The sequence below is a fragment of the Bradyrhizobium lupini genome (assembly GCF_040939785.1).
In the GTDB taxonomy this organism is placed as follows: Bacteria; Pseudomonadota; Alphaproteobacteria; order Rhizobiales; family Xanthobacteraceae; genus Bradyrhizobium; species Bradyrhizobium canariense_D.
Genome location: NZ_CP162553.1, coordinates 4313333 through 4335134, shown reverse-complemented (window position 1 = coordinate 4335134; position 21802 = coordinate 4313333). Strand labels below are relative to the sequence as shown.

24 protein-coding genes and 2 pseudogenes are annotated in these 21802 nt (G+C 65.2%); 9 read left to right on the top strand and 17 right to left on the bottom strand.

Features of this window, described 5'->3' with window-relative positions; translation table 11 throughout:
* Position 1 precedes the first annotated feature (1 nt).
* Positions 2–967, bottom strand: coding sequence for a tripartite tricarboxylate transporter substrate binding protein (locus tag AB3L03_RS20445; protein ID WP_247820981.1), 966 nt, complete (start codon positions 965–967; stop codon positions 2–4).
* A 131-nt stretch (positions 968–1098) separates the two neighbouring features.
* On the opposite strand from AB3L03_RS20445, the gene AB3L03_RS20440 reads away from it, so the two are divergent.
* The 4 genes and pseudogenes from AB3L03_RS20440 (at position 1099) to AB3L03_RS20425 (ending at position 4634) form a co-directional block, all read left to right on the top strand.
* Entirely contained in the window at positions 1099–1899 is an 801-nt protein-coding gene (locus AB3L03_RS20440; RefSeq protein ID WP_368506953.1) for an IclR family transcriptional regulator, read from the top strand.
* Positions 1900–1980: 81 nt separating this feature from the next.
* A pseudogene (locus tag AB3L03_RS20435) lies at positions 1981–3275 on the top strand (O-acetylhomoserine aminocarboxypropyltransferase).
* A gap of 4 nt (positions 3276–3279) precedes the next feature.
* Positions 3280–4062, top strand: a complete 783-nt coding sequence (locus tag AB3L03_RS20430; RefSeq protein ID WP_368506952.1) for an alpha/beta fold hydrolase — start codon at positions 3280–3282, stop codon at positions 4060–4062.
* Positions 4063–4130: 68 nt separating this feature from the next.
* Positions 4131–4634, top strand: coding sequence for a DUF6496 domain-containing protein (locus AB3L03_RS20425; RefSeq protein WP_247820977.1), 504 nt, complete (start codon positions 4131–4133; stop codon positions 4632–4634).
* Here the strand turns inward: AB3L03_RS20425 and AB3L03_RS20420 are convergent, their stop codons facing one another.
* Positions 4635–4838, bottom strand: coding sequence for a hypothetical protein (locus AB3L03_RS20420; protein ID WP_018453086.1), 204 nt, complete (start codon positions 4836–4838; stop codon positions 4635–4637).
* On the opposite strand from AB3L03_RS20420, the gene AB3L03_RS20415 reads away from it, so the two are divergent.
* Positions 4837–5010, top strand: coding sequence for a hypothetical protein (locus tag AB3L03_RS20415; protein WP_158091562.1), 174 nt, complete (start codon positions 4837–4839; stop codon positions 5008–5010). The two genes, AB3L03_RS20420 and AB3L03_RS20415, sit on opposite strands and share 2 nt — an antisense overlap.
* 328 nt (positions 5011–5338) lie before the next feature.
* Here the strand turns inward: AB3L03_RS20415 and AB3L03_RS20410 are convergent, their stop codons facing one another.
* From AB3L03_RS20410 to phnG, 9 genes and pseudogenes are all read right to left on the bottom strand, one after another.
* On the bottom strand, positions 5339–5950 hold the full coding sequence (locus AB3L03_RS20410) for a pyridoxamine 5'-phosphate oxidase family protein (RefSeq protein WP_204512544.1): 612 nt from the start codon (positions 5948–5950) through the stop codon (positions 5339–5341).
* Between the two features lie 22 nt (positions 5951–5972).
* The gene (phnN, locus tag AB3L03_RS20405) at positions 5973–6569 is read right to left on the bottom strand and encodes a phosphonate metabolism protein/1,5-bisphosphokinase (PRPP-forming) PhnN (protein WP_204512545.1); all 597 of its coding nucleotides are present in this window, start codon (positions 6567–6569) and stop codon (positions 5973–5975) included.
* Positions 6566–7719 (bottom strand): annotated as a pseudogene (locus AB3L03_RS20400) (alpha-D-ribose 1-methylphosphonate 5-triphosphate diphosphatase). The gene phnN and the pseudogene AB3L03_RS20400 overlap by 4 nt, the downstream one beginning before the upstream one ends.
* A gap of 11 nt (positions 7720–7730) precedes the next feature.
* Positions 7731–8429: a phosphonate C-P lyase system protein PhnL gene (phnL, locus tag AB3L03_RS20395; protein WP_368506951.1), complete on the bottom strand. Its 699-nt coding sequence runs from the start codon at positions 8427–8429 to the stop codon at positions 7731–7733.
* A gap of 38 nt (positions 8430–8467) precedes the next feature.
* Positions 8468–9265 (bottom strand): phosphonate C-P lyase system protein PhnK, encoded by a 798-nt coding sequence (phnK, locus tag AB3L03_RS20390; RefSeq protein WP_085351548.1) that lies wholly within the window; start codon positions 9263–9265, stop codon positions 8468–8470.
* Entirely contained in the window at positions 9258–10154 is an 897-nt protein-coding gene (locus AB3L03_RS20385; protein ID WP_247820972.1) for an alpha-D-ribose 1-methylphosphonate 5-phosphate C-P-lyase PhnJ, read from the bottom strand. Before AB3L03_RS20385 ends, phnK begins: the two co-directional genes overlap by 8 nt.
* Positions 10151–11254, bottom strand: a complete 1104-nt coding sequence (locus AB3L03_RS20380) for a carbon-phosphorus lyase complex subunit PhnI (protein WP_204512548.1) — start codon at positions 11252–11254, stop codon at positions 10151–10153. Before AB3L03_RS20380 ends, AB3L03_RS20385 begins: the two co-directional genes overlap by 4 nt.
* Positions 11255–11256: 2 nt before the next feature.
* Positions 11257–11865, bottom strand: coding sequence for a phosphonate C-P lyase system protein PhnH (gene phnH, locus AB3L03_RS20375; RefSeq protein WP_085384267.1), 609 nt, complete (start codon positions 11863–11865; stop codon positions 11257–11259).
* A gap of 4 nt (positions 11866–11869) precedes the next feature.
* Positions 11870–12334: a phosphonate C-P lyase system protein PhnG gene (gene phnG / locus AB3L03_RS20370; protein WP_204514012.1), complete on the bottom strand. Its 465-nt coding sequence runs from the start codon at positions 12332–12334 to the stop codon at positions 11870–11872.
* A gap of 118 nt (positions 12335–12452) precedes the next feature.
* Between phnG and phnF the strand changes: the two genes are divergently transcribed.
* Positions 12453–13184 carry a phosphonate metabolism transcriptional regulator PhnF gene (phnF, locus tag AB3L03_RS20365; RefSeq protein WP_018453077.1) on the top strand — a complete coding sequence of 244 codons (732 nt, stop codon included), beginning with the start codon at positions 12453–12455 and terminating at the stop codon, positions 13182–13184.
* A 164-nt stretch (positions 13185–13348) separates the two neighbouring features.
* Here phnF and phnE (AB3L03_RS20360) read toward each other — a convergent pair whose 3' ends face one another.
* The 4 genes from phnE (AB3L03_RS20360) to phnC form a co-directional block, all read right to left on the bottom strand.
* Positions 13349–14110, bottom strand: coding sequence for a phosphonate ABC transporter, permease protein PhnE (phnE, locus tag AB3L03_RS20360; protein WP_231190863.1), 762 nt, complete (start codon positions 14108–14110; stop codon positions 13349–13351).
* A gap of 83 nt (positions 14111–14193) precedes the next feature.
* Positions 14194–15078 carry a phosphonate ABC transporter, permease protein PhnE gene (phnE, locus tag AB3L03_RS20355; protein WP_204512550.1) on the bottom strand — a complete coding sequence of 295 codons (885 nt, stop codon included), beginning with the start codon at positions 15076–15078 and terminating at the stop codon, positions 14194–14196.
* 76 nt (positions 15079–15154) lie between these two features.
* Positions 15155–16090 (bottom strand): phosphonate ABC transporter substrate-binding protein, encoded by a 936-nt coding sequence (gene phnD / locus AB3L03_RS20350; RefSeq protein ID WP_204512551.1) that lies wholly within the window; start codon positions 16088–16090, stop codon positions 15155–15157.
* A gap of 63 nt (positions 16091–16153) precedes the next feature.
* Positions 16154–16963, bottom strand: a complete 810-nt coding sequence (phnC, locus tag AB3L03_RS20345; RefSeq protein ID WP_368506950.1) for a phosphonate ABC transporter ATP-binding protein — start codon at positions 16961–16963, stop codon at positions 16154–16156.
* A 183-nt stretch (positions 16964–17146) separates the two neighbouring features.
* Between phnC and AB3L03_RS20340 the strand changes: the two genes are divergently transcribed.
* Genes AB3L03_RS20340 through AB3L03_RS20330 form a run of 3 tightly spaced genes read left to right on the top strand, consistent with a single transcriptional unit; the run spans position 17147 to position 19713 of the window.
* A complete protein-coding gene (locus AB3L03_RS20340; protein ID WP_018453072.1) occupies positions 17147–17806 on the top strand; it encodes an acetyltransferase in 660 nt (219 codons plus the stop codon).
* On the top strand, positions 17803–18996 hold the full coding sequence (locus tag AB3L03_RS20335) for an alpha-D-ribose 1-methylphosphonate 5-triphosphate diphosphatase (protein WP_018453071.1): 1194 nt from the start codon (positions 17803–17805) through the stop codon (positions 18994–18996). The genes AB3L03_RS20340 and AB3L03_RS20335 overlap by 4 nt, the downstream gene beginning before the upstream one ends.
* An 18-nt stretch (positions 18997–19014) precedes the next feature.
* Positions 19015–19713, top strand: coding sequence for a DUF1045 domain-containing protein (locus AB3L03_RS20330; protein ID WP_018453070.1), 699 nt, complete (start codon positions 19015–19017; stop codon positions 19711–19713).
* 3 nt (positions 19714–19716) lie between these two features.
* Here AB3L03_RS20330 and AB3L03_RS20325 read toward each other — a convergent pair whose 3' ends face one another.
* Together AB3L03_RS20325 and AB3L03_RS20320 are read right to left on the bottom strand one after the other, a co-directional pair.
* Positions 19717–20310, bottom strand: coding sequence for a hypothetical protein (locus AB3L03_RS20325; RefSeq protein WP_018453069.1), 594 nt, complete (start codon positions 20308–20310; stop codon positions 19717–19719).
* Positions 20311–20387: 77 nt separating this feature from the next.
* Positions 20388–21788 carry a selenium-binding protein SBP56-related protein gene (locus tag AB3L03_RS20320; protein WP_085351558.1) on the bottom strand — a complete coding sequence of 467 codons (1401 nt, stop codon included), beginning with the start codon at positions 21786–21788 and terminating at the stop codon, positions 20388–20390.
* Positions 21789–21802: the final 14 nt, after the last annotated feature.

Sequence of the window (21802 nt, the reverse complement as noted above, 5' to 3'; positions counted from 1 at the left end):
ATCAATCCGCCTTGATGTTGGCCTTGCGCACGATCGGAATCCATTTGGCGTCCTCGCGCGCGAGATAGGCCTTGAATTCGTCGGGCGTCATCGCGACGGCTTCACCGCCGAGCTTCTCGAACTTGTCGACCACGGCGGGGTCCTTCAGGATCGCGGTCAGTGCCTCGTGCAGCTTGTCGATCACGGGCGCCGGCGTGCCTGCCGGTGCGAACAGGCCGGTGAAGGTCTGGCCGTCAAAATCCTTGTAACCAAGCTCGGCGAAGGTCGGCACGTCGGGCAGCGACTTCAGGCGGTGCGGGCTGGTGACGGCCAGCGCGCGGAACAGACCGGCCTTGATATGCTGCAGGCTGACCGTGAGCTGGTCGAACGCGAACTGCACCTGCCCGCCCAAGAGATCGTTGACGGCAGGCGCATTGCCGCGATAGTGCGCGGTGACCCATTGCAGGTCGAGGCTGGACTGCATCAGTTCGCTGAGCAAATGGTTGGTGGTGCCGGGACCGGGCGAGGCCATCGTCAGCTTGCCCGGCTCGCGCTTGGCGAGGCCGATGAATTCCTTGAAAGTCGTCGCCTGCACCGACGGATGCACCTCGAGCACCAGCGGCGTCATCGAGATCGTCGAGATCGGCAGGAAATCCTTCTTCCAATTATAGACGTCGCGCTTGTTGATCTCGGTCGCGAACAGCACCGGGCCGTTGGCGCCGACGAACAGCGTGTAGCCGTCGGGCGCGGACTTCGCGAAAGCCTCGCCCGCGATCATGCCGCCGGCGCCCGCCTTGTTCTCGATGATGAAGGGCTGGCCGAGCTTTTCCTGGAGCTTGTCCGCGATGATGCGCGCGGCGCTATCGACATTGCCGCCGGCCGGATAGGGCACGATCAGCTTGACGTTGCGCGCCGGCCATTGCTGGCCCGACGCCGGTCCCGTCAACATCGCCGCTGCGGCAGCTAGGGCAATCCAGATTAATCGCATGTTAACCTCCCGGCGGCGCTTCCAATTTTACGTCGATTTGCCTGACGTCGTACACGGCATGTCGATTCGGAGCGCAATCTCCAGATGGGCGCTTTACCTGTCGAGTGAATTGTGGCGTTCTCGTCCATATTATGGACAAGACGACTTCCGCGAAATCCACCCGCCGCATCACGGGACCGCGACAGGGCGCGCAGGCGATCCGGCGCGCGCTCGCGGTGCTGCGCATCCTTGCCGCAGGCCGCGAAGACGGCGTGCTGCTGGCCGAGGTGGTGCGGGCGACCGGCCTCACCCGCCCGACCGTGCACCGCATCGTCCACGTGCTGATCGAGGAAGGCATCGTCGAACGGCATGACCGGACCGGCCGCTACGCGATCGGCAACCAGGTGCCGGAGCTCGCGCTCGCACGGCCTCGGCCGTCGCGGCTGCTGATCGCGGCAAATCCGTCGCTGCAACGCGCCTCGGCCGAGATCGGCGACACGCTGTTCCTGACGGTGCGGACCGGCAATGACACGCTGTGCGTCGATCGCCGGATTGGCGTCTATCCGATCCAGGTGCTGTCGATCGAGGTCGGCGCGCGCCGACCGCTCGGCGTCTCCAGCGCAGGCGTCGCCATCCTCGCCGCGATGCCGGCGCAGGACGCGCGAAAAATCGTCGCAGCCAACGAGAAGAGACTGGAGGCCTACCGGACCGATGTTGCGACGGTGCTGGGCCAAGTCACCGCCGCAAGACGGCTGGGATACGGCATGAGGGAAATTGGTCTCGTGCAGGGCACGAAGTCGATCTCGACCTGGATCAAGACCCCGGACGGCCGTCCCGCTGCCGCCATGACCGTCTCCGCCGTTCGCACCAGGCTCGGCCCACGACGCGAACAGGAGGTCGCGGAGATCCTGCTGCGGGAGGCGCGGATCATCGAGCAGGCGATCCGGGGTTAGACAACGCTGTCAATGGGCTGACGCCGCGCGCCATTTTATGGCACAAGAGCCGCCTCCGCCGACCGAGCAACGAGGCCCCGCATGCCCACGCCAAAACCGCCTGCCTTCGAGACCCTGAGCCTGCATGCGGGCCAGCATCCGGATCCCGCGACCGGCGCCCGCGCGGTGCCGATCTACCAGACCACGTCCTACGTGTTCCAGGATTCCGATCACGCCGCCGCGCTGTTCAATCTCGAACGCGCCGGCCACATCTATACGCGCATCTCCAATCCGACCACCGGCGTGCTGGAAGAACGGCTTGCGGCGCTGGAAGGCGGCGTCGGCGCGATCTGCACCGCGAGCGGCATGGCGGCGCTGCATCTGGCCATCGCCACGCTTCTGAACGCCGGCGACCATATCGTGGCATCGAGCTCGCTCTATGGCGGCACCATCAATTTGCTGGCGCACACGCTGCCGCGCTTCGGCATCACCACAACGTTCGTCAAGCCGCGCGATCTCGACGCGTTCCGCGCGGCGATCAAGCCGAACACGAAGCTGATGATCGGCGAGACCATCGGCAATCCCGGGCTCGAGGTGCTGGACATTCCGAAAGTCGCTTCGATCGCGCATGACGCGAAGATTCCGCTGCTGATCGACAACACCTTTGCCACGCCCTATCTCAGCCGTCCGATCGAGCTCGGCGCCGACATCGTCATGCATTCGGCGACCAAATGGATCGGCGGCCACGGCATCGCGATCGGCGGCGCCATCGTCGACGGCGGTCGTTTCGACTGGCGCTCATCCGGAAAATTCGGCGTGCTGACCGAGCCCTATGGCGGCTATCACGGCATCGTCTTCGACGAGCAGTTCGGCACCACCGCCTTCATCATGCGCGCGCGCACCGAAGGCCTGCGCGATTTCGGCGCTTGTCTATCGCCGACCAACGCCTTCCAGCTGTTGCAGGGCGTCGAGACGCTCGGCGTGCGCATGGACCGCCACATGCAGAACACGCACCTCGTGCTGGAAGCACTGAAAGCCAACAAGGCGGTCGATTGGGTGCTGCATCCCTCGCTGGAAGATCATGCGGACTACCAGCTCGCAAAACAATTACTGCCGCGCGGCGCCGGCTCGATCGTCTCCTTCGGCATCAAGGGGGCCGGCCCGCGGGCCGCAAATTCATCGAATCGCTGCGCATGATCAGTCATCTCGCCAATGTCGGCGACGCCAAGACGCTGGTGATCCACCCCGCCTCGACCACGCACCAGCAGATGGACGCCGAGCAGCTCAAGGCCTCCGGCATCGGCGAAGAGCTGGTGCGACTCTCGGTCGGCATCGAGACCGGAAGCGACATCATCGACGATCTCGCGCAGGCGCTGCGCATCTCGCAAAAGGTCTGACACCATGAAGCTCTCCGTCAACGGCGCCGAGGTGCTGGTCGCAACCGGCGGCCGCGACTTCGACAAGTCCCTGCCCGCCGTCGTCTTCCTCCACGGCGCCGGTTTCGACCGTTCGACCTGGGCACTGCACACCCGCTGGTTCGGCCATCACGGCTTTGGCGTGCTGGCGCCGGATCTGCCCGGCCACGGCCGCTCGCCCGGACCTTCGCTCGGCAGCATCGCCGAAATGGCCGACTGGACGGCGGCCCTGCTCGATGCGGCCGAAGCGACGAAAGCGCATCTGATCGGCCATTCCATGGGATCGCTGATCTCGCTGGAGACGGCCGCACGTCACCCCGACAAGGTTTCCGCGCTCAGCCTGATCGGCACGGCCGCGACCATGACGGTCGGCCCGGATCTGCTGAAAGCGGCCGAAGCCAATTCGCAGGATGCAAACGACATGGTCTCGATCTGGGGACTCGGCTTCAACGCTGAGTTCGGCGGCAGCCTCGCACCGGGCCTGTGGATGCATGGCGGCGCCCAGGCCGTATTGAAACGCTGCGAGCCGGGCGTGCTGTTCAGGGATTTGTCGGCCTGCAATGCTTACGCCAATGCGCTGCAAGCAGCCGCAAGCGTGAAGGTGCCCACCACACTCATCCTCGGCGAACGGGACATGATGACGCCGGTGAAGGCCGGCAAGGCACTTGCCGCCGCGATCCCGCATGCGAAGACCGTCGTGGTGCCGGGCGCCGGCCACATGATCATGGCCGAACGCCCCGATGAACTGCTCGCTGCGCTACGGAACTGACAGGATCAATCGTCCATCTTGCGCGTTGCGGTCAGACATTCCCGTGAATTCCAGAGGGAACTGGACCCATGCCAAGACAGGAAGTCATTCGCAAAGCCAGGCAAGACAAGCGTGCCGGAAAATCGGCAAGCACGCAGGCCGGCGAATTCGTCAAGGACCAGATCGACAAGATCCGCAAGGGCAGGCATGGCGCGCGCTCGACGAAGCAGGCCATCGCCATCGGTCTCTCCGAAGCGCGCCGCGCCGGCGTCGATCTGCCGCCGCCGCGCAAGGGACGCGTCAAGAAGGCGACGCGCCGCAGCGCCAAATATGCCTATGACGTCGGTCAGGGCAAGCGCACCCCGAAGCGCCGGCCGCGCGTGTCGCAAGCCGTCGAAAAGGTTTTGAAGAAGGAGCCGCGCTCGACCGCATCGCGCAGCGCACTGTCGAAGCAGGGCAAGCGCGCCGCGAGCCGGCGAACGGCCGCGTCGCGTTCAGCCGCCGCGCGCAAGGCGAGCCGCACCAAGGGCGCCAAGGCCCGCTCCACCGCCGCAAAGAAGGCGGCACGCACCAGGGCGCGCCGCCGGAGCTGATCAGTTCGCGCGCCGGCCCCGCTCGGAGAATACCGCACGGGCGGCGCGCTCCGCCTCGCGCGCCGAGCGGAACTGGCGGCCTTCGAGGCTGTCGAACAGACGCTCGGAGGAGAAGAAGCGGAAGCCGCGCGTATCCCTCGTGACGATGCCGGCGGCGCGGTCGTGGATCTCGATGACGTAGGCATTCGATTGAGTTCGGGACATGACTGCTCGTCCGCCGGGTCTCGGCGTTCCTGTCTTTGGATTTGCTTCTTGGGATTTGCTGGGTGAGGTGCTGCTAGGAGGCGGCGGTCAGCAACAACAACATGCGCCGGTGGCCGCCGAGAAACAGCGGCGCGTCATGCACGCATGCATGTCATTGTTACTGCGCTGGTGATCGGTTCTCATATCGCGGCTTCGGCTCGAAGGAGCAGTGTCGATGCGTCGAATATCGCGCGTTTAGCGCGAACGGTCAATGAAATGTCTATCCGTAATTGCGATGAGCGCGCAGGGGCGCTTCTCCGCGTGCGAGCGCCGGCAAACGAATTCATCTCGCGATGAGTTCTTCCTTCTCCCCTTGCGGGAGAAGGTGGCGCGAAGCGCCGGATGAGGGGTTTGCCTCCGCGAATCCTCAAGAGAGTCGCACGCGGAGAGAGACCCCTCACCCGTCTCGCCGCTACGCGGCGAGCCACCCTCTCCCGTAAGGGGAGAGGGGAAGAACGAACTCACCACATCGTCGCGGCCGCACGCTCGGGCCAGGCGCGATCATACTCCGCGCCGCCGACCTTGTTCTCGCTCATCTCGGCGAGGATCTGGCCGGGCGTCGGCAGCGTCTTGGGGTCGATGCGCTTGTCGGGATTCCAGAGATCGGAGCGGACGATGGCGCGGGCGCACTGGAAGTAGATTTCGTTGACCGTCATCACCATCACGCTGCGCGGCGCCTTGCCGTCGACTTTGAACGAGGCGAGCAGCTCGGGATTGATGGACAGATGCGCCCGGCCATTGGCCCGAACCGCATTTCCGGAGCCGGGGATCAGGAACATCAGGGACACCCTGGGATCGCGCACGATGTTGCGCAAGGAATCGACCCGGTTGTTGCCGCGGCGATCCGGCAGCATCAGCGTCTTCGGGTCATGAATGCGGACGAAGCCGGAGAGATCGCCGCGCGGCGAGCAGTCGATCCCCTCGGGTCCGATGGTAGCGAGCGCGGCGAACGGGGCCTTTTCGATGAAGACGCGATAGAGTGGGGTGACGTGGTCGGCGACTTTCACGGTCGAGGCGTCGTTGGTGACGCCGTAGATGGCCTCCAGCTGCTCGACCGTTTCGATCACCGACATTCCAGTCTCCTTGTTGTGCCGGCTATTCGTGCCAGCCTTGATTCCTGATCACGCGCAGAAGCTGGCGGCCATGATACTCCGCGCTGTGCGCGTTGAGAATGGTGACATCGGCCTGGGCCGATGCGTCGTCGACGCTGCGCGTCAACCGTTCGGCGATATTGCCGTCGCTGTCCCGGGCGCGAGCAGCAAGCCGCTGCGCCAGCACATCCGGCGGCGCGGTGACCGCGACCACCACGACGTTTGCATAGGCCTGGCGCAGCGCGCCGATCACCGTGCGCGAAACATTGGCCACGACGGCGCGTCCGGCACGAATATCGTCGTTGAGGTCGCGGGGCAGCGCGTAGCAATGCCCATGCGCCTCCCAATGCACGGCGAATTCGCCATGCTCGCGCGCGCGACGGAATTCGTCTGGGCTCACCGCAATATTGTCTTCGTCGGCCGAGGATTCCCGCGTCACGACACGGCGCGGGAAGACGATGTCGTGATCCTCGATGCAGGCTGCCCGCGCCAGCCGCAGCAGCGTGTCCTTGCCGGCACCGCTGGGACCGACCACGAGCACGAGCCGCCCGGGCCCGATCGCACCCGTTGTCTTTCCCGCCACGGTGACGGCCTCGCTCATGCGACACGGCTTCCTTCGCGCCAGACGCTGCGGACCGCGGGGACGCTGCCCGCGACATGCACGCGGATCAGATCGGCACGCTTGCCGATCGCGATCTCGCCGCGGTCGGACAGGCCGACTGCCTCCGCGGGCGCCTTCGTCACGGTGCGGATCGCCGCCGGAAGAGTGATGGCGGGCACGTGCTCGGGCAAGTGCAGCGCGGCCATCAGAAGGCTCGAGGGAATGTAGTCCGACGACAGGATGTCGAGCAGGCCCTCGCGGGCGAGATCGACCGCGGCGATATTGCCGGAATGCGAGCCGCCGCGCACGACGTTCGGCGCGCCCATCAGGATGTCGATGCCGGCCTCGTGCAGGCCGCGCGCGGCCTCCAGCGTGGTCGGAAATTCCGCCACCGAAACGCCATCGCGCACGGCGTCCACGACGTTCTCCTCAGTGGTGTCGTCATGGCTCGCCAGCGGGATCTTGTACTTGTGGGCCAGCGCCACGATCTCGCGCATGTTGGTCGCGGCATAGGCCTTCTGATATTCGAAGCGCTTCGCGAACAGCTCGTCGAGCTCGGCGTCGGTCTTGCCGCCGCCCTTGCCGCGATAATAGTCGCGCAGCTTGCCTTCGTCCCGGAACTGGCGCTGGCCGGGGGTGTGGTCCATCAGCGACATCAGCCGCACGTCGGGACGGTCGATCAGCTCCTGGCCTCCTCGACCACGCTCGGCATCGGGATTTCGCAGCGCAGATGCAGGAAGTGATCGGCGCGGAGCAGGTCAGCATCGCGAGCGGTCGTGATTGCGGCGGCGAGCGTGCCGGCGCGGCCGTCGACTTCCTCGGCGCCATCCTCGCGCCAGACCCGGAGCGAGTCGAACACCGTCGTGATGCCTGATGTCGCGAGCTGGCCGTCATAGGAGACGACGGCGGCGACTGGATTCCAGAACACTTTTGGTCGCGGCACGTAATGCGCCTCGAGGTGATCGGTGTGGAGCTCGATCAAGCCGGGCATGATCAGATCGCCGCCGGCATCCTCTGCCCCCGCGGGCGCCCTGCCCTCGCCGATCTCGGCAATGCGTCCATCGGCGAGGGCAAGCCAGCCCTGCTCGATCACCCGTTCCGTCAGCACGATCCTGGCGTTGGCGATCACGATGTCCTTCTTGGCGTTCATGTCCATTTCCTTCAGGCCGCGGCGGCGAAGCTGGTGACGTCGACGATGCGGTCGGCAATCTGATGACGGATTTCGTCGTCATGGACAATGGCGACCATGGCGACGCCCTGGCGCTTCTTTTCGGCTACCAGCCCGACCACGACGGCGCGGTTGGCGGCGTCGAGCGACGCGGTCGGCTCGTCGAGCAGCAGGATCGGCAGATCCGAGATGAAGCCGCGCGCGATGTTGACGCGCTGCTGCTCGCCGCCGGAAAAGGTCGCGGGCGGAAGCTGCCAGAGCCGCTCGGGGATGTTGAGGCGATGCAACAGTTCGCCAGCACGGGCTTGCGCCTCCGCGCGCGCCAGGCCGTTGACGATCAGCGGCTCGGCGACCACGTCGAGGGTCGCGACGCGCGGCACCGCGCGCAAGAACTGGCTGACATAGCCAATGGTCGCGCGGCGGATGTTGAGAACCTGCCGCGGCTCGGCGGTGGCGAGATCGACCAGCGCGCCGCGATGGTGGATGCCGATCCGGCCGGAATCGCAACGATAACTGCCGAAGATCATCTTCAGGATCGACGATTTTCCGGCGCCTGATGGCCCCGACAGCACGACGCATTCGCCGGGATTGACGTGAAAGGTCACGCCGCGCACCACGGGCAGCTCGATGCCACCTTGCAGGTGCATCGTGAAGGTCTTGTTGGCGTCGGCGATGTCGATCATGGCGGTCATTGGAGAACTCTTCTTGCAAGGCTCATTACGTGGAAGGCTCATGGCGGCAGGATCGAGGAGACGAGCAGCTGGGTATAGGGCTCGCGGGGGTCGTCGAGCACCTGATCGGTGAGGCCGGTCTCGATGACTCGGCCGCCCTTCATGACCATGACCCGATGCGACAGCAGGCGCGCGACCGCGAGATCATGGGTGACGATGATGACCGCGAGATGCAGCTCCGCGACCAGGCTGCGCACGAGGTCGAGCAGACGGGCTTGCACGGAAACATCGAGGCCGCCGGTCGGCTCGTCCATGAACACCAGCCGCGGCTCGGTGACGAGGTTGCGGGCGATCTGGAGCCGCTGGCGCATGCCGCCGGAATAGGTCCGCGGCGCATCGTCGATGCGCGCGATGTCGATCTCGACGCGAGTCAGCCAGTCCGACGCGGTATCGCGGATGCGGCCGTAGTGATTCCACCCCACCGCCATCAGCCGCTCGCCGACATTGGCGCCGGCCGAGACGGCCATGCGCAGCCCCTGCGCGGGATCCTGATGAACGAAGCCCCAATCGGTACGAAACAGGAAGCGCCGCTCGGCCTCGCCCAGCGTGGCGAGATCGCGGGTGACGCCATCGCGCATCCGGTAGGACACCTCACCGCCGCTGGCCGCGAGCTGACCCGACAGCAGCTGCAGCAGCGTCGATTTGCCCGAGCCGGATTCGCCGACGATCGCCAGCACCTCGCCGGGGTAGAGCGCAAAGGACACGTCGCGGCACGCCGCGATCCGGCCATAGGACTTGCTGAGGGATTTTGCGACCAGCAGCGGCTCGTCGTTCTCGAGCATGTCTTGATCAGCCATTCGATGCCTCCTGCGCCTTGTCCTTGTACGGCGCGGCGCTGAGGCTGCCGTGATGGCCGGCGGCCTGACGTCCCTCGCAATAATCGGTGTCGGAGCAGACGAACATGCGCCCGCCCTTGTCGTCGGTCACGATCTCGTCGAGGTAGGAATTTTCAGCGGCGCACAACGCGCACGGCGCGTTGAAGCGGTACGGCTCGAAGGGATGGTCCTCGAAGTCGAGCGACACAACTTGCGTATAGGGCGGGATCGCATAGATGCGCTTCTCGCGGCCGGCGCCGAACAGTTGCAGCGCCGGGCAATTGTCCATCTTGGGATTGTCGAATTTGGGCGTCGGCGACGGGTCCATCACGTAGCGCGCATTGACCTTCACCGGATAGGCGTAAGCCGTCGCGATGTGGCCGAAGCGGGCGATGTCCTCGTAGAGCTTCACATGCATCAGGCCGTATTCGGCGAGCGCGTGCATGCGCCGCGTCTCCGTCTCGCGCGGCTCGAGGAAGCGCAGCGGCTCCGGGATCGGCACCTGGTAGACCAGCACCTGATTTGCGTGTAGCGACGTCTCCGGAATGCGGTGGCGGGTCTGGATCACGGTCGCATCGATCGTCGCCGTCGTCGTGGCGACGCCGGCGGTCTTGGCAAAGAACTTCCTGATCGAGATCGCATTGGTGGTGTCGTCGGAGCCCTGGTCGATCACCTTCAGCACGTCCTCGGGCCCGAGGATCGCGGCCGTCACCTGCACGCCGCCGGTGCCCCAGCCATAGGGCATCGGCATTTCACGGCTGGCGAACGGCACCTGATAGCCGGGGATCGCGATCGCCTTGAGGATCGCGCGGCGGATCATCCGCTTGGTCTGTTCGTCGAGATAAGCGAAATTGTAGGCGGGCGCGTTCATTCCGCGGCCTCCTTCATGGCATCGGGCGCATTGGCCTCAGTGAATTCCTTCCGCAGCTTGCGCAACAGGCCGAGCTCAGACTGGAAGTCGACATAATGCGGTAGCTTCAGATGCTCGACGAAGCCGGTAGCCTGGACGTTGTCCGAATGCGACATCACGAATTCTTCGTCTTGCGCGGGGGCGAGTGCCTCTTCGCCGAGCTCGCGCGCACGCAACGCGCGGTCGACCAGCGCCATCGACATCGTCTTGCGCTCGCTCTGGCCGAAGGCGAGGCCATAGCCGCGGGTGAAGCACGGCGCCTCCGTCGCGGAGCCCTTGAACTGATTGACCATCTGACACTCGGTGAGCTCGATCGAGCCGAGCGGCACGGCGAAGCCGACGTCTTCCGCGGAGAATTCAACCTCGACCTCACCGAAGCGAATCTCGCCAGCGAAGGGATGGTTGCGGCCGTAGCCGCGCTGGGTGGAATAGCCCATCGCCAGCAGAAAACCTTCGTCGCCACGCGCGAGATTTTGCAGGCGCATGTCACGATCGGCGGGAAAATTGAGCGGCTCGCGGGTGAGATCGCCGACGCTGGCGCCTTCCTCGGCCTTAGGCGAGGATTCGATCAGCCCGTCGCGGCCGAGGATGTCGGTCACCCGCGGGGTCGGCGCAGACGATGCTTCGGCCGTCGCCGGCGCTTCCGGCACAAAGCCCTCGGCGAGCAAGGGATCGAGCAGGCGGTGGGTATAGTCGAAGGTCGGGCCGAGGATCTGGCCGCCGGGAATGTCCTTGAAGGTCGAGGACACCCGCCGCCGTACCCGCATCGCGCCGGTCTCGACCGGCTCGCTGGCGCCGAAGCGGGGCAGCGTCGCGCGGAAGGCGCGGACCAGGAAGATCGCCTCGATCAGATCGCCGCGCGCCTGCTTGATGGCGAGCGCCGCGAGCTCGCGATCATAGAGCGAGCCTTCGCTCATGACGCGGTCCACGGCGAGACCAAGCTGCTCGGAGATCTGGTCGAGCGAGATTTCCGGAACGCTTTGGTCGCCACGCCGCGCACTGGCGAGCAGGCGATGGGCGTTCTCGATGGCGCGTTCGCCGCCTTTGACTGCGACATACATGCTTAGCTTCCCTTGCTCACGACACGCGTGGTGCGCGGAATCGCAACCACGGCATCATTTGCGACCAGCACCACATCGATGCCGCGCGGAAACAGCGTTTCGTTGACGCGCAGGCGCTCGAACAGGTCGAACGGCTTGATCGAAGCCTGGAGCGTCGCGACACCGTCAATGCCGGGGCCGCGCAGCTCGAAGCTCCGCCCTCCGTCCAGACTCTCGACCTGCAGGATCAACGTGGTCGACCGATCCGGATATTCGCTGGTGCCGAGCGCGAAGCGCTCCAGCGAAGGCAGCGCCCCGCCGTCGCTGATCAGCGCGAAGCTGGCGATGGAAGAATCCTGCACCACCGGCGCACCAGTATGGAATTTCAGCCATTTCACGACGTCGGAAGTCTCATGCATGCGCGCATCGAGCCAGAGCGGCGTGTCGTGATCGAACAGCGTCAACGCGATCGCGGCCGTGCCGCGCATCATCACATGAGGCGCTCCTGATGTCGGCACGATGCGCTGGACCGACCCCGGCCGGGCCATCGCGTCCATGACCGAACGAAAGGTCGATTGCGCCGACAGCACCTTGTCGGCGAACCCGGGGGGCAGTTCCGCAATCGTGGTCATGATCTCACCCCTCACCGCGCACCATGGTATAGAAATCAACCTTCGTCGCGGCGGTCTGGGCCGCCACCTGCTTGCGCCTGACCATAAGCTGCTCACGCAACGGCGCGATAATGTCCCGCTCCACCGCGCCGGCGAAATCGCGGGACTGCACCAGGGCATCGCACAGCGCGATCAGCCGCGCCTTCTCGCCGTCGCGACCGAGCGTGTAGCCGAAACCGACCTCGCCGCTCGCAAGCCGCACCGCGGCGCGCGACACCGTGGCTTCACCGAGGTTGAACGGCGCACCATCGCCGCCGACCCGGCCGCGCAGCATGACGAGGCCGTTTTCCGGCGCGCGCAGATCCTGATGCGCCGGCAAAGCGAGAGCTTGGAGGCGAGCGGCGATCTCGTCCGCCTCCGCGTGCGCCAGCACGGCCATTGCGGCCTTGCGCTGGGCTTGCTGATTATTGTGCTGGGTCACCGCATCCACCGACTTCTCTGCAGAACTTGCCGAATCCAAGTTGTCTATGATACTAGACAACTTGATAGCGGAGCGCCATGACTGTTTCGTGACAAAGGCGTGATTTCTGGAGTAGCTTCCCGGCCACATGAGCATGCAGGACACAGCCTCCTCCGGCGTCGCGTTGTGGCGTCTCGTTGCCGACGGCATCGAGCGCGGCATCGCCGACGGCCGCTTTGCGGCGGGCGACAAGCTGCCGGGCGAGGTGGAGATCGCCGAAACCTATCGCGTCAACCGCCACACCGTGCGACGCGCGCTGGCCGCGCTTGCCGAGCGCGGCATCGTGCGGGCAGAACGCGGCAGCGGAACCTATGTCGAGGCGCAGAAGCTCGCTTATCCACTGCGCTCGCGGACCCGTTTCTCCGAGATCGTCGGCGCGGACGGCCGCGAACCGCATGGCCGGCTGATCGAGGCGTCCGCTGACGTTGCGACCCGCGAACTCGCGCGGGAGCTTGGCCTCAAGACCGGCGCACCGCTGGTCCGGATCGAGGCGATGCGCCTCGCCGACCGCACGCCGATCTGTGTCTCCACGACGTGGCTGTCGGCGCAGCTATTCCCGGCTGCGGGCGACGTCTTTGCCGCGACCCGCTCGATGACGAAATTGCTCGAGCATTACGGCGTCCGGGACTATCGCCGCGGCGCGACCCGGATCACCGCCGGTATCGTCGACGCAACCGACGCCGCACGGCTCGATCTGGCGCTGGGACGGCCGATCCTGGTGGTCGACGCCACCGATCACGATCTCGACGGCAAGCCGCTGGTGACCAAGCATTCGCGCTTTGCCGCGGAGCGGGTGGAATTTCTGGTGGAGAACGGGTGAACTGGCTGCCCTCTGCCCCTCTCCCCTTGCGGGAGAGGGTGGCTCGCCGCGCTAGCGGCGAGACGGGTGAGGGGTTGCCTCCGCGCACTGATCTGAATTGAGGATGCAGACCCCTCATCCGGCGCTTCGCGCCACCTTCTCCCACAAGGGGAGAAGGAAGAAGGTTACGCCACCGCCCGCCGCCCGATAATCGCAAAACGCAATTTGCCCGAAACGAAATCGATCGCGGCGACTGCGACCAGGATCATCAGGATCAGGAACGACACCTTCTGCCATTCCAGCACGCGGATCTGCTCGGCGAGCTGGAGGCCGATGCCGCCGGCGCCGACGATGCCGATGATGGTGGCCGAGCGCGTATTCGACTCGATGAAATAGAGCACCTGCCCCGCAATCACGGGCAGGACCTGCGGCAGCAGGCCGAAGCGAATCTCGTGCAGCGCGCTGCCGCCGGAGGCGCGGATGCCCTCGACCTGCTTCTGATCGGCGCCCTCGATCGCCTCCGAGAACAGTTTTCCGAAGGCGCCGAAATCCGACACGGCGATGGCGAGCACGCCGGCAAACGGGCCGAGCCCGACCACGTTGATCCACACCAGCGCCCAGATCAACGTGTCGACGCCGCGAATCGAATCCAGGAAACGTCGGACCGGAAAGCGCAGCAGCTTTGATGGCACGACATTACGGGCCGCAAGAAGACTGACCGGCAGTGCGAACAGCGCGGCGAGCGTTGTGCCGAGCAGCGCGATCGACAGCGTCTCGCCCAGCGCCTTCAGATAGACCGGCAGCGACGAGCCGGGATCCGGCGGGATCATCATCAGGCTGATCCAGCCGAGCTGGTTGAGGCCCGCGACGAACCGCGACGGCGAGAAGTCGAGATCGACGAGGCCGTAAATCAGGATCGCGAGCGCCGCGACGCTCATCGCCGGCATGGCGAGCCGCGCCGAGGCCGGCCGGTCGAACACGTCAGGATAGCGCGCGCGAAGCGCCGCAGTGTCGGTCTCCTGCGGTCCCGTCACGTCCGCGCCTCCTTGCCGAACAGACGGCCGCGCAGCCATCCGGTGCTGATGTCGATGATGAAGACCGTGACGATGATGGTGAGCAGGATGGCGCTGACGTCGGAGTAATAGAACTTGCGGATGGCGACGACGAGCTCCTGGCCGATGCCGCCGGCACCGACGAAGCCCATCACGGAGGCCTCGCGGACGTTGATCTCGAACCGCAGCAGCGCGTAGCTGGCATAGCCTGCCGTGACCTGCGGCAGGATGGCGAAGCGCATGCAGGAGAGCCAGCTTGCGCCGGTCGAGCGGACGCCTTCGACCGGCTTCATGTCGGCATTCTCGACGATCTCCGAGAACAGCTTGCCGAGCGCGCCGGTGGAGTGGATCGCGATCGCAAGCACGCCGGCCATCGGACCGAGCCCGAAGGCGATCACGAAGATCAGCGCAAACACGATGCCGGGCACCGTGCGCGCGAATTCGAGCAGGCGCCGCACCATGAAACGCAGCCAGGGCGCGGGCGAGGTGTTTTCAGCGGCGAAGAAGTTCAGGCAGAACGCAAGAGTCGCGCCGATCAGCGTGCCGACATAGGAGATCAGCAAAGTCTCGCCCAGCATCCTCAGCCATTTGCGCCAGCCCCACAGCCACTCCCCGACATCGGTCCAGACCCGCTGGCCGGTGTCGAGTGTGAGGATGCGGTCGAAATAGCTGATGAAGTTGCCAAAGTGGGCGAACAGCGTGCGCAGATTCACTTCAGCGCCGATCGCGGCCAGACACAGTGCTGCGGCGAAGATCACGGCTCCAGACAGGATTCGGAGCCGCTTGCGCGCCACCGCCTGGCGATAGGCGGCGTTGAGCACGGCGAGCTGCTGCTCGGGGAGAATCGAAACCGCGACGGTCATCTGATCAGGAAAGGTGGTCGATCAAAGAGAAAGAGCCGGGTCCATCGACCCGGCTCCAGTGGCATCGTCCCGAAACTCAGGACGCCTTCTTCTTACGCAGCGCATCGACGAACTTGATCAGCTCGATCGTGCCATCCCAATCCTTGGTGGTCGCGGGATGAAAACCTTTCTTCTGGCCGTCCTGTAGGCGGTCGAAGGCAGCCTTGTCCTTGGCCGGCGCGTCGAAGAACGCCTTCGCGATGGCGGCCTTGGCCTCTTCCGGCAGGTCGGAATTGTAGGCATACGGACCGTTGATGATCGGCGCCGACTTGTGGATGATGCGGAAATCGTCCTTTTTCATCGCCGAGCCATCGGCATTCTTCAGCATGCCCTTGGTCAGCATCTGCGCTAATGTCGAGTCGTTGTCGCTGGTCCACTGGTTGGCCGCGACGTCGACCGTGCCCTGCGCCAGCGCCAGGATCGCGTTCTCGTGGCTTCCGGTGAAGACGACCTTGCTGAAATAGGTGTCGGCGTCCGCGATGCCCATCTTGTCGAGCTCGAAGCGCGGCACGTTGTTGCCGGAGGTCGAGTTCGGGTCGACCAGGCCGAGGTTCTTGCCCTTGAGCTGGTCGATGCTCTTGTAGGCGCTGCTCGCCTTGACGAAGAACACCGAGTAATAACCGGTGGAGCCGTCGGAGTTGATGTCGTTGGCGAAGGCGTCGGTCTTGACGCCGGTCAGGCGGGCGCGGGCGAACGAGGCCGAGCCGTAGCTCGCGATGTGAATGTTGCCGGCACGCTGGCCTTCGATTACGGCAGCGTAGTCGTTGGCGATGCGCAGCGTGACTTTCACGCCCAATTCCCTGGAGAGATAGCTCATGAACGGCGCCCAGCGCTCGGTCACGCCCGAGGCGTTTTCCGCCGGAATGACCGCGAAGGTCAGCTCGGGATATTTGGCTTTCCAGTCTTCGGCGGAGGCCGAAGTCGTCAACGCGAGCGCGGCGGCGCCGGCGAGAATCAATCTGCGAGTAATCATGATAGCCTCTTCATTGGTTGAGGTCGGTTGACGCAAAATTGGTAAGTCCTGATGCGGCGCAGCTCAGGCGGCGGCCGCCCTTCCAAGCGCCGGAATGCCCTGTCGCACCGGTGCAGGCGTGCCGCCCATGACTTCGGCGGCTTCGAGATCGTAGAGCTCGCGCGCCACGTGGTCGGTCAACTCGGCCGGCGCGCCGTCGAACACCACGCGGCCCTGCGCCATGCCAATCAGGCGGTCGCAATAGCTGCGCGCCAGGTCGAGCGAATGCAGATTGCAGAGCACCGTGATGCCGAAGTGCTTGTTGATGCGCAGCAGCGCATCCATGACGATCTTGGTGTTGCGCGGATCGAGCGAGGCGATCGGCTCGTCGGCGAGGATGATGTCGGGCTGCTGCACCAGCGCGCGGGCAATCGCGACGCGCTGCTGCTGGCCGCCGGAGAGCTGATCGGCGCGCTGGGCCGCGAGCGGGGCAATGTCGAACTGTTCGAGCGCGGACATCGCCAGCGCCCTGTCCTGCTCGGGCCAGGTCTGCGACAGCGAGCGCCAGGCCGGCATCGTCGCAAGCCGTCCCATCAGGACGTTGGTGAGCACATCGAGCCGGCCCACCAGATTGAACTGCTGAAAGATCATCGCCGAGCGCGCCCGCCACTGCCGCAGCTCCTTGCCGCGCAGCGCCGTGACGTCGAGGCCGTCGAACAGGATGCGGCCCTGTGCAGGGGTCGCGAGACGGTTGATGGTCCGCAGCAGGGTCGACTTGCCGGCGCCGGAGCGTCCGATCACGCCGACGAAGCCGCCGGGAGAGACTTGAAACGAGGCGTCGTCCACCGCGGCTTTCACGCCGAAGCGACACGTCAGACCTTCAACCACCAGCATGCAGGGCTCCAGAGTAGCTGGGACCCACCGCTAAAGCCGGCGCTTGACACTTGTGTGACACGGACGTTGCGGTGCGGCGATCCTACACACCTCATCTCCTGTTCATCCCCTGTCATGGCGTCGTCATGACATTGTCATCAAGCCGCTCGAAGAGAAACGCCCGCCCTCTCGTTCGGATTCAACATGGCCGCCAAAGCTCTTTCGGTCCAGCCGACTGTCGATCCCTCCGCGAAGCTGCACGACGCCAGGCTTGGGGCCTACACCGAGGTCGGCGCGCGCACGATGCTGCACGAGGTGACGATGGGGGATTACTCCTATGTCGTGAACGACGCCCAGATCACCTACACCACCATCGGAAAATTCTGCTCGATCGCGGCGATGACACGGATCAATCCGGGCAATCACCCGATGCAACGCGCCACGCAGGCGCACTTCACCTATCGTTCGAGCGCCTATTTCGAAGGCGAGAGCGACGACACGGAATTCTTCGACTGGCGGCGCCAGCATCACGTCCATATCGGCCATGACGTCTGGATCGGCCATGGCGCGATCGTTCTGCCGGGCCGCAACATCGGCACCGGCGCGGTGATCGCGGCCGGCGCCATCGTCACCAAGGACGTTCCGGCCTACACCATCGTCGCCGGCAATCCGGCGCGCATCGTGCGCCGGCGGTTCTCGGAAGAGGTTGCGGGGCGGCTTGCGAGGCTCGCTTGGTGGGACTGGGATCACGACAAGTTGCGTGAAGCCCTGCCCAATTTCCGCAAGCTCGGGATTGAGGATTTCCTCACGGCATACGAAGCAGGGGCACCCTCTTCTGCCAGCAAACGAAGCGCGGTCGCGTGACAGACATATTCCTCGAGGGCGGGCGGGCCCTGATCGGCTCCGAGTTCGCCGAAACGTCGCTTCTCGTGTCCGGAACGGACATCGCAGAGATCAATGCCTCGCGCAGCCGGGCGCGGCTGGCGATCAAGGCGCGCGATCTGCTGGTCCTGCCGGGCATCGTCGATCTGCATGGCGATGCCTTCGAGCGACAGATGATGCCGCGCGCCGGGGTCGATTTCCCGATCGACGTCGCGCTCGCCGACAGCGACCGCCAGGCGATCAGCAACGGCATCACCACGGTTTTTCACGCCACGACCTGTTCGTGGGAGCCGGGCCTGCGCAGCGCCGGCAATGCGCGCAGCCTGATGGAGGCGATCGAACGGCAGCGCCCGCAATTCGCCGCCGACACCCGCTTTCACCTGCGCCACGAGACCTACAATCTCGACGCCGAAACCGAGATCAGCCAATGGCTCACTGAGGGCCGCGTCGACCTGTTCGCCTTCAACGACCACATGGACGGCACGGTTGGGGACATGGCCAAGCCGCGCAAGCGCAATCGCATGGTGGAGCGCACCGGCCTGTCGAGCGAGGAATTCGACCGGCTGGTCGGACACATAATGTCCCGCGCCGCGGATGTGCCGGCTTCCGTGTCACGGCTGGCCGCGACGGCCCGCGCCGCCGACGTGCGGATGCTCTCGCACGATGATGCGACGCCCGCGATGCGCGAAGGCTTTCGCGCCATGGGCGTGGCGATTGCGGAGTTTCCGATCAACGAGGAGACAGCGCGGGCGGCAGCAAGCCACGGTGACGCCATCGTCTACGGCGCGCCGAACGTCGTGCGCGGAGGCAGCCACACGGGCTGGACCAGGGCATCCGACATGATCGCCAAAGGGCTCTGCTCGGTTCTGGCCTCGGACTACTACTATCCCGCGCAGCTGCTCGCTGCGTTCCGGCTCGCCGCCGATGGCGTGCTGCCGCTGACCGAGGCCTGGAATCTGGTCTCCGCCGCGCCCGCGCGCGCGACCGGTCTTGCAGATCGCGGCGTGCTCGCGGAAGGCCGGCGCGCGGACATTCTGCTGGTCGACGACAGCATGCCGCTGCGGCCGCGGCTGATCGCCGTGATATCAGGCGGCAAGCTCGTGCATCTCACCGAGGCGACGCGGTTGCTTGGCATGCCAGCTACCCCGCGCCAAGCTGTCGCCGCGGCATAAACCCGCTATGCTCGGACGATGACGAGTTTCCCCCGCTACGCGATCTATTTTGCCGCAGGCAGCGACAGCGCGCTCACCCGCTTCGGCGCGGAGTTGCTCGGCTACGATGCCTATACCGGCAACGAGCTGCCGTTTCCCGCCGACGCATCGCGTCTCGCGCCGGACTGGCGTGATGTCACCGCCGATCCCCGCAAATACGGCTTTCACGCCACGCTGAAGGCGCCGATGGCGCTGGCGTCCGACAGGCGCGAGGTCGAGCTTGTTGCGGCCTGCGCGACATTCGCCGGCAGGGCACGCGCAATTCCGGTGATCCGCCCGGTCGTCGATTCCATCAGCGGCTTCATCGCCGTCATTCCCGGGGAGCCGGTCGGCGAACTCCAGCAGCTCGCCGCCGATTGCGCGCGCGACTTCGACTCCTTCCGCGCGCCGCTGAGCGCGGAAGACCGTGCGCGGCGCAAGCCGGAGAAGCTGAGCGAACGGCAGCGCCACTATCTCGACCGCTGGGGCTATCCTTACGTGATGGAGGAATTCCGTTTCCACATGACGTTGACGGGCCGGCTCGACGTGGAGCGGCGCGGGCCGATTCTGGAAATGCTGCAGGGAAGGTTTGCTGCGCTCGGCCTCAAGACGCTTGCGATCGATCGCGTCGCGCTGTTCAAACAGGACCACGCCAAGGCTCGCTTCCGCATCATCGGCGAGTGGGCTTTGACCCAGTAAGCGTCAGTGCCAGCTCGCGAGATTGAAGCCGAAGGCCACAACGCCAACCAGAATGAGGCTGGTGGCCCAGATTACATCCAGATTGAACCAGCTTCGCGAGACGAACCTCAATCCCAGATGGCGGTAGACCAGCCACGCCAGACATCCGCCGGCGCTGACCATGGCAGCGACGTGCACCAAAGACACCAGAACCGCCATCCCGAGACTCGCCTTCATCAGCGCGCCGGCGGCCTCATGGCCGGCATCGAGTTCGAAGGCCTGGCAGAGCCCGAGATAGATCGGCACGAGCATCAAGGCGGCGCCGTGAGCAATGGCAACGGCAAATGACCAGAGCGCCAATTGCGTCGGCGGAATTCGTGCCAGCGCGCGCGGATGGCGCCGCTCGACCAGCCGATAGACGCCGAAGCCGATGACGAAAAGGCTCGCGCCGAGCTGGATCGAACGCTGCCACTCGGCCAGCACGAGCAGGAACGCGAATGGCAGCAGCACGAGAAGCGTTGCCAGGAGATGTCCGGCGGCCAGAGCCCACAACGCACGAAAGAGCGCGCGCGGGCTCTTGTCCATGAGCCCGGCCGAAACGGCGAGCGGCCAGCCCATTCCCGGATTGACCCCGTGATAGAGACCGCTCGCAACAAGAGCGAGCCACAGCCAGCCGAGGCTCGCGTGTGCCCAATCTAGGCCGACGGGTAGCAAAAGGAGTCCGTCGAACAATCGCCGCCCTCCAGCCTGATCTGGTGCGCACGATATCCGTCGGGGAAGCTCACGAAGTAGTTCTTGTCGAGCTCGAGGCCACCATTGCGACCGACATTGGCCATGACTTCCAAACCCGGAACGCCATCGGGATAGAACTGGTCATCCCAGGTGGAATAGAGCGAATTGGTCCAGTACACCCGCCTGCCGTCCCGGCTGATCTCGACCATCTGCGGACCGGCCGCAAATGCCTTGCCGTTCGGATGGGGGGTGCGGCGCGCGATGCCGCCGATGTGAACCGAGCCCGCAAGCTTCGGCTTTCGCGGATCACTCACGTCGTACTGGCGCATTTCACCCGTGCCCCAGCACGAGACATAGAGAAAACGATCATCCATCGACAGGTCGATGTCGGTCACCAGCGGCGGCACGGCGCCAAAGCCCTGAAGCAGCGGCGGGAGCTTCTCCTTTGGCGCAGGCTCGGGCGGGATCGTCGCCGTCTTCTCCGCATGGAATTTTCCGCCTTCGCGCCACCAGGTCCAGATCGAGGCTTCGAGATTCGTGGTGTCGACCACAACGCCTACAAAGCCGTATTCGCGAACCGGATCGTGCGCCGGCCGTACCTCCAGCGCCATCTGATGATTGGCGCCGAGGTCGATGGTCTGCACGTTGCGACGGGCGCGGAGATCCCAGAAGTGGAGACGATGGCCATATTTGTTCGCCAGCAGATCTTCCGGGACGATCCCGTTCTCGAACTGCGGCGGCAATGCCCATTCGCTCGTCACCATGTAGTCGCGCGGCAGGTTCCACCAGAAATCATAGTGCAGCGTCTGCGGACCGCGGTCGATCTCCCATCGTCCAAGGACCTCGAACGTCTCGCAATCCATGATGAAGACGCCTGGAGGCCCGTTGGTGCCGTCCTTGCCGCCGCCGCCGAGCGTGCTCACATAGACGCCGTCCGGCCCGCAATGGATGGTGTGCGGCCGCGAATAGCCGGTCTTTTTGAAGACTTCCTCGGGCTCGATGATCTTGTGGATTTTGGCTTTGGTCGGATCGGGCTTGGTATCGATGATGTAAATCCGCGACGAGCGCAGCCCGGGGATGATGAGATAGCGCCGCTCGATGAAGGCATGCCCAGTGAGCGGCGACAAGGCGGAGGAGCAGGCATTCCAACCGAAGTGATGAAACTCATCGCCCTTGTTGGGCATCGTCACGGTGTGGACGATCTGGCTGTAGGTCGGCGATCCCGGCTTGGCGTCGATCACCGCGAGAGCATCCGGTTTCGAGAAATCCGGACTGAGCAGCAACGTGTAGGCAAAGTTCTCCGCAGGAGCTTCCATCGCAAGCTTGGGCGATGCGTGAAAGGTGGGATCCGGCCTCATCGTCATGGCACTGCCTCCCT

Bases quoted from the DNA above. Each gene is read 5' to 3' on its own strand.
- AB3L03_RS20440 (WP_368506953.1), top strand. From the start codon at position 1,099: ATGGACAAGACGACTTCCGCGAAATCCACCCGCCGCATCACGGGACCG.
- phnE (WP_231190863.1), bottom strand. From the start codon at position 14,110: ATGCCGGCGATGAGCGTCGCGGCGCTCGCGATCCTGATTTACGGCCTC.
- phnN (WP_204512545.1), bottom strand. From the start codon at position 6,569: ATGAGCGAGGCCGTCACCGTGGCGGGAAAGACAACGGGTGCGATCGGG.
- AB3L03_RS20420 (WP_018453086.1), bottom strand. From the start codon at position 4,838: ATGTCCCGAACTCAATCGAATGCCTACGTCATCGAGATCCACGACCGC.
- phnD (WP_204512551.1), bottom strand. From the start codon at position 16,090: ATGATTACTCGCAGATTGATTCTCGCCGGCGCCGCCGCGCTCGCGTTG.
- AB3L03_RS20430 (WP_368506952.1), top strand. From the start codon at position 3,280: ATGAAGCTCTCCGTCAACGGCGCCGAGGTGCTGGTCGCAACCGGCGGC.
- phnL (WP_368506951.1), bottom strand. From the start codon at position 8,429: ATGACCGCCATGATCGACATCGCCGACGCCAACAAGACCTTCACGATG.
- AB3L03_RS20385 (WP_247820972.1), bottom strand. From the start codon at position 10,154: ATGAACGCGCCCGCCTACAATTTCGCTTATCTCGACGAACAGACCAAG.
- phnF (WP_018453077.1), top strand. From the start codon at position 12,453: ATGAGCATGCAGGACACAGCCTCCTCCGGCGTCGCGTTGTGGCGTCTC.
- AB3L03_RS20320 (WP_085351558.1), bottom strand. From the start codon at position 21,788: ATGACGATGAGGCCGGATCCCACCTTTCACGCATCGCCCAAGCTTGCG.
- phnH (WP_085384267.1), bottom strand. From the start codon at position 11,865: ATGACCACGATTGCGGAACTGCCCCCCGGGTTCGCCGACAAGGTGCTG.
- phnE (WP_204512550.1), bottom strand. From the start codon at position 15,078: ATGACCGTCGCGGTTTCGATTCTCCCCGAGCAGCAGCTCGCCGTGCTC.
- phnK (WP_085351548.1), bottom strand. From the start codon at position 9,265: ATGGCTGATCAAGACATGCTCGAGAACGACGAGCCGCTGCTGGTCGCA.
- AB3L03_RS20425 (WP_247820977.1), top strand. From the start codon at position 4,131: ATGCCAAGACAGGAAGTCATTCGCAAAGCCAGGCAAGACAAGCGTGCC.
- AB3L03_RS20325 (WP_018453069.1), bottom strand. From the start codon at position 20,310: ATGGGCTGGCCGCTCGCCGTTTCGGCCGGGCTCATGGACAAGAGCCCG.
- AB3L03_RS20340 (WP_018453072.1), top strand. From the start codon at position 17,147: ATGGCCGCCAAAGCTCTTTCGGTCCAGCCGACTGTCGATCCCTCCGCG.
- AB3L03_RS20410 (WP_204512544.1), bottom strand. From the start codon at position 5,950: ATGTCGGTGATCGAAACGGTCGAGCAGCTGGAGGCCATCTACGGCGTC.
- AB3L03_RS20380 (WP_204512548.1), bottom strand. From the start codon at position 11,254: ATGTATGTCGCAGTCAAAGGCGGCGAACGCGCCATCGAGAACGCCCAT.
- phnC (WP_368506950.1), bottom strand. From the start codon at position 16,963: ATGCTGGTGGTTGAAGGTCTGACGTGTCGCTTCGGCGTGAAAGCCGCG.
- AB3L03_RS20415 (WP_158091562.1), top strand. From the start codon at position 4,837: ATGACTGCTCGTCCGCCGGGTCTCGGCGTTCCTGTCTTTGGATTTGCT.
- AB3L03_RS20445 (WP_247820981.1), bottom strand. From the start codon at position 967: ATGCGATTAATCTGGATTGCCCTAGCTGCCGCAGCGGCGATGTTGACG.
- AB3L03_RS20330 (WP_018453070.1), top strand. From the start codon at position 19,015: ATGACGAGTTTCCCCCGCTACGCGATCTATTTTGCCGCAGGCAGCGAC.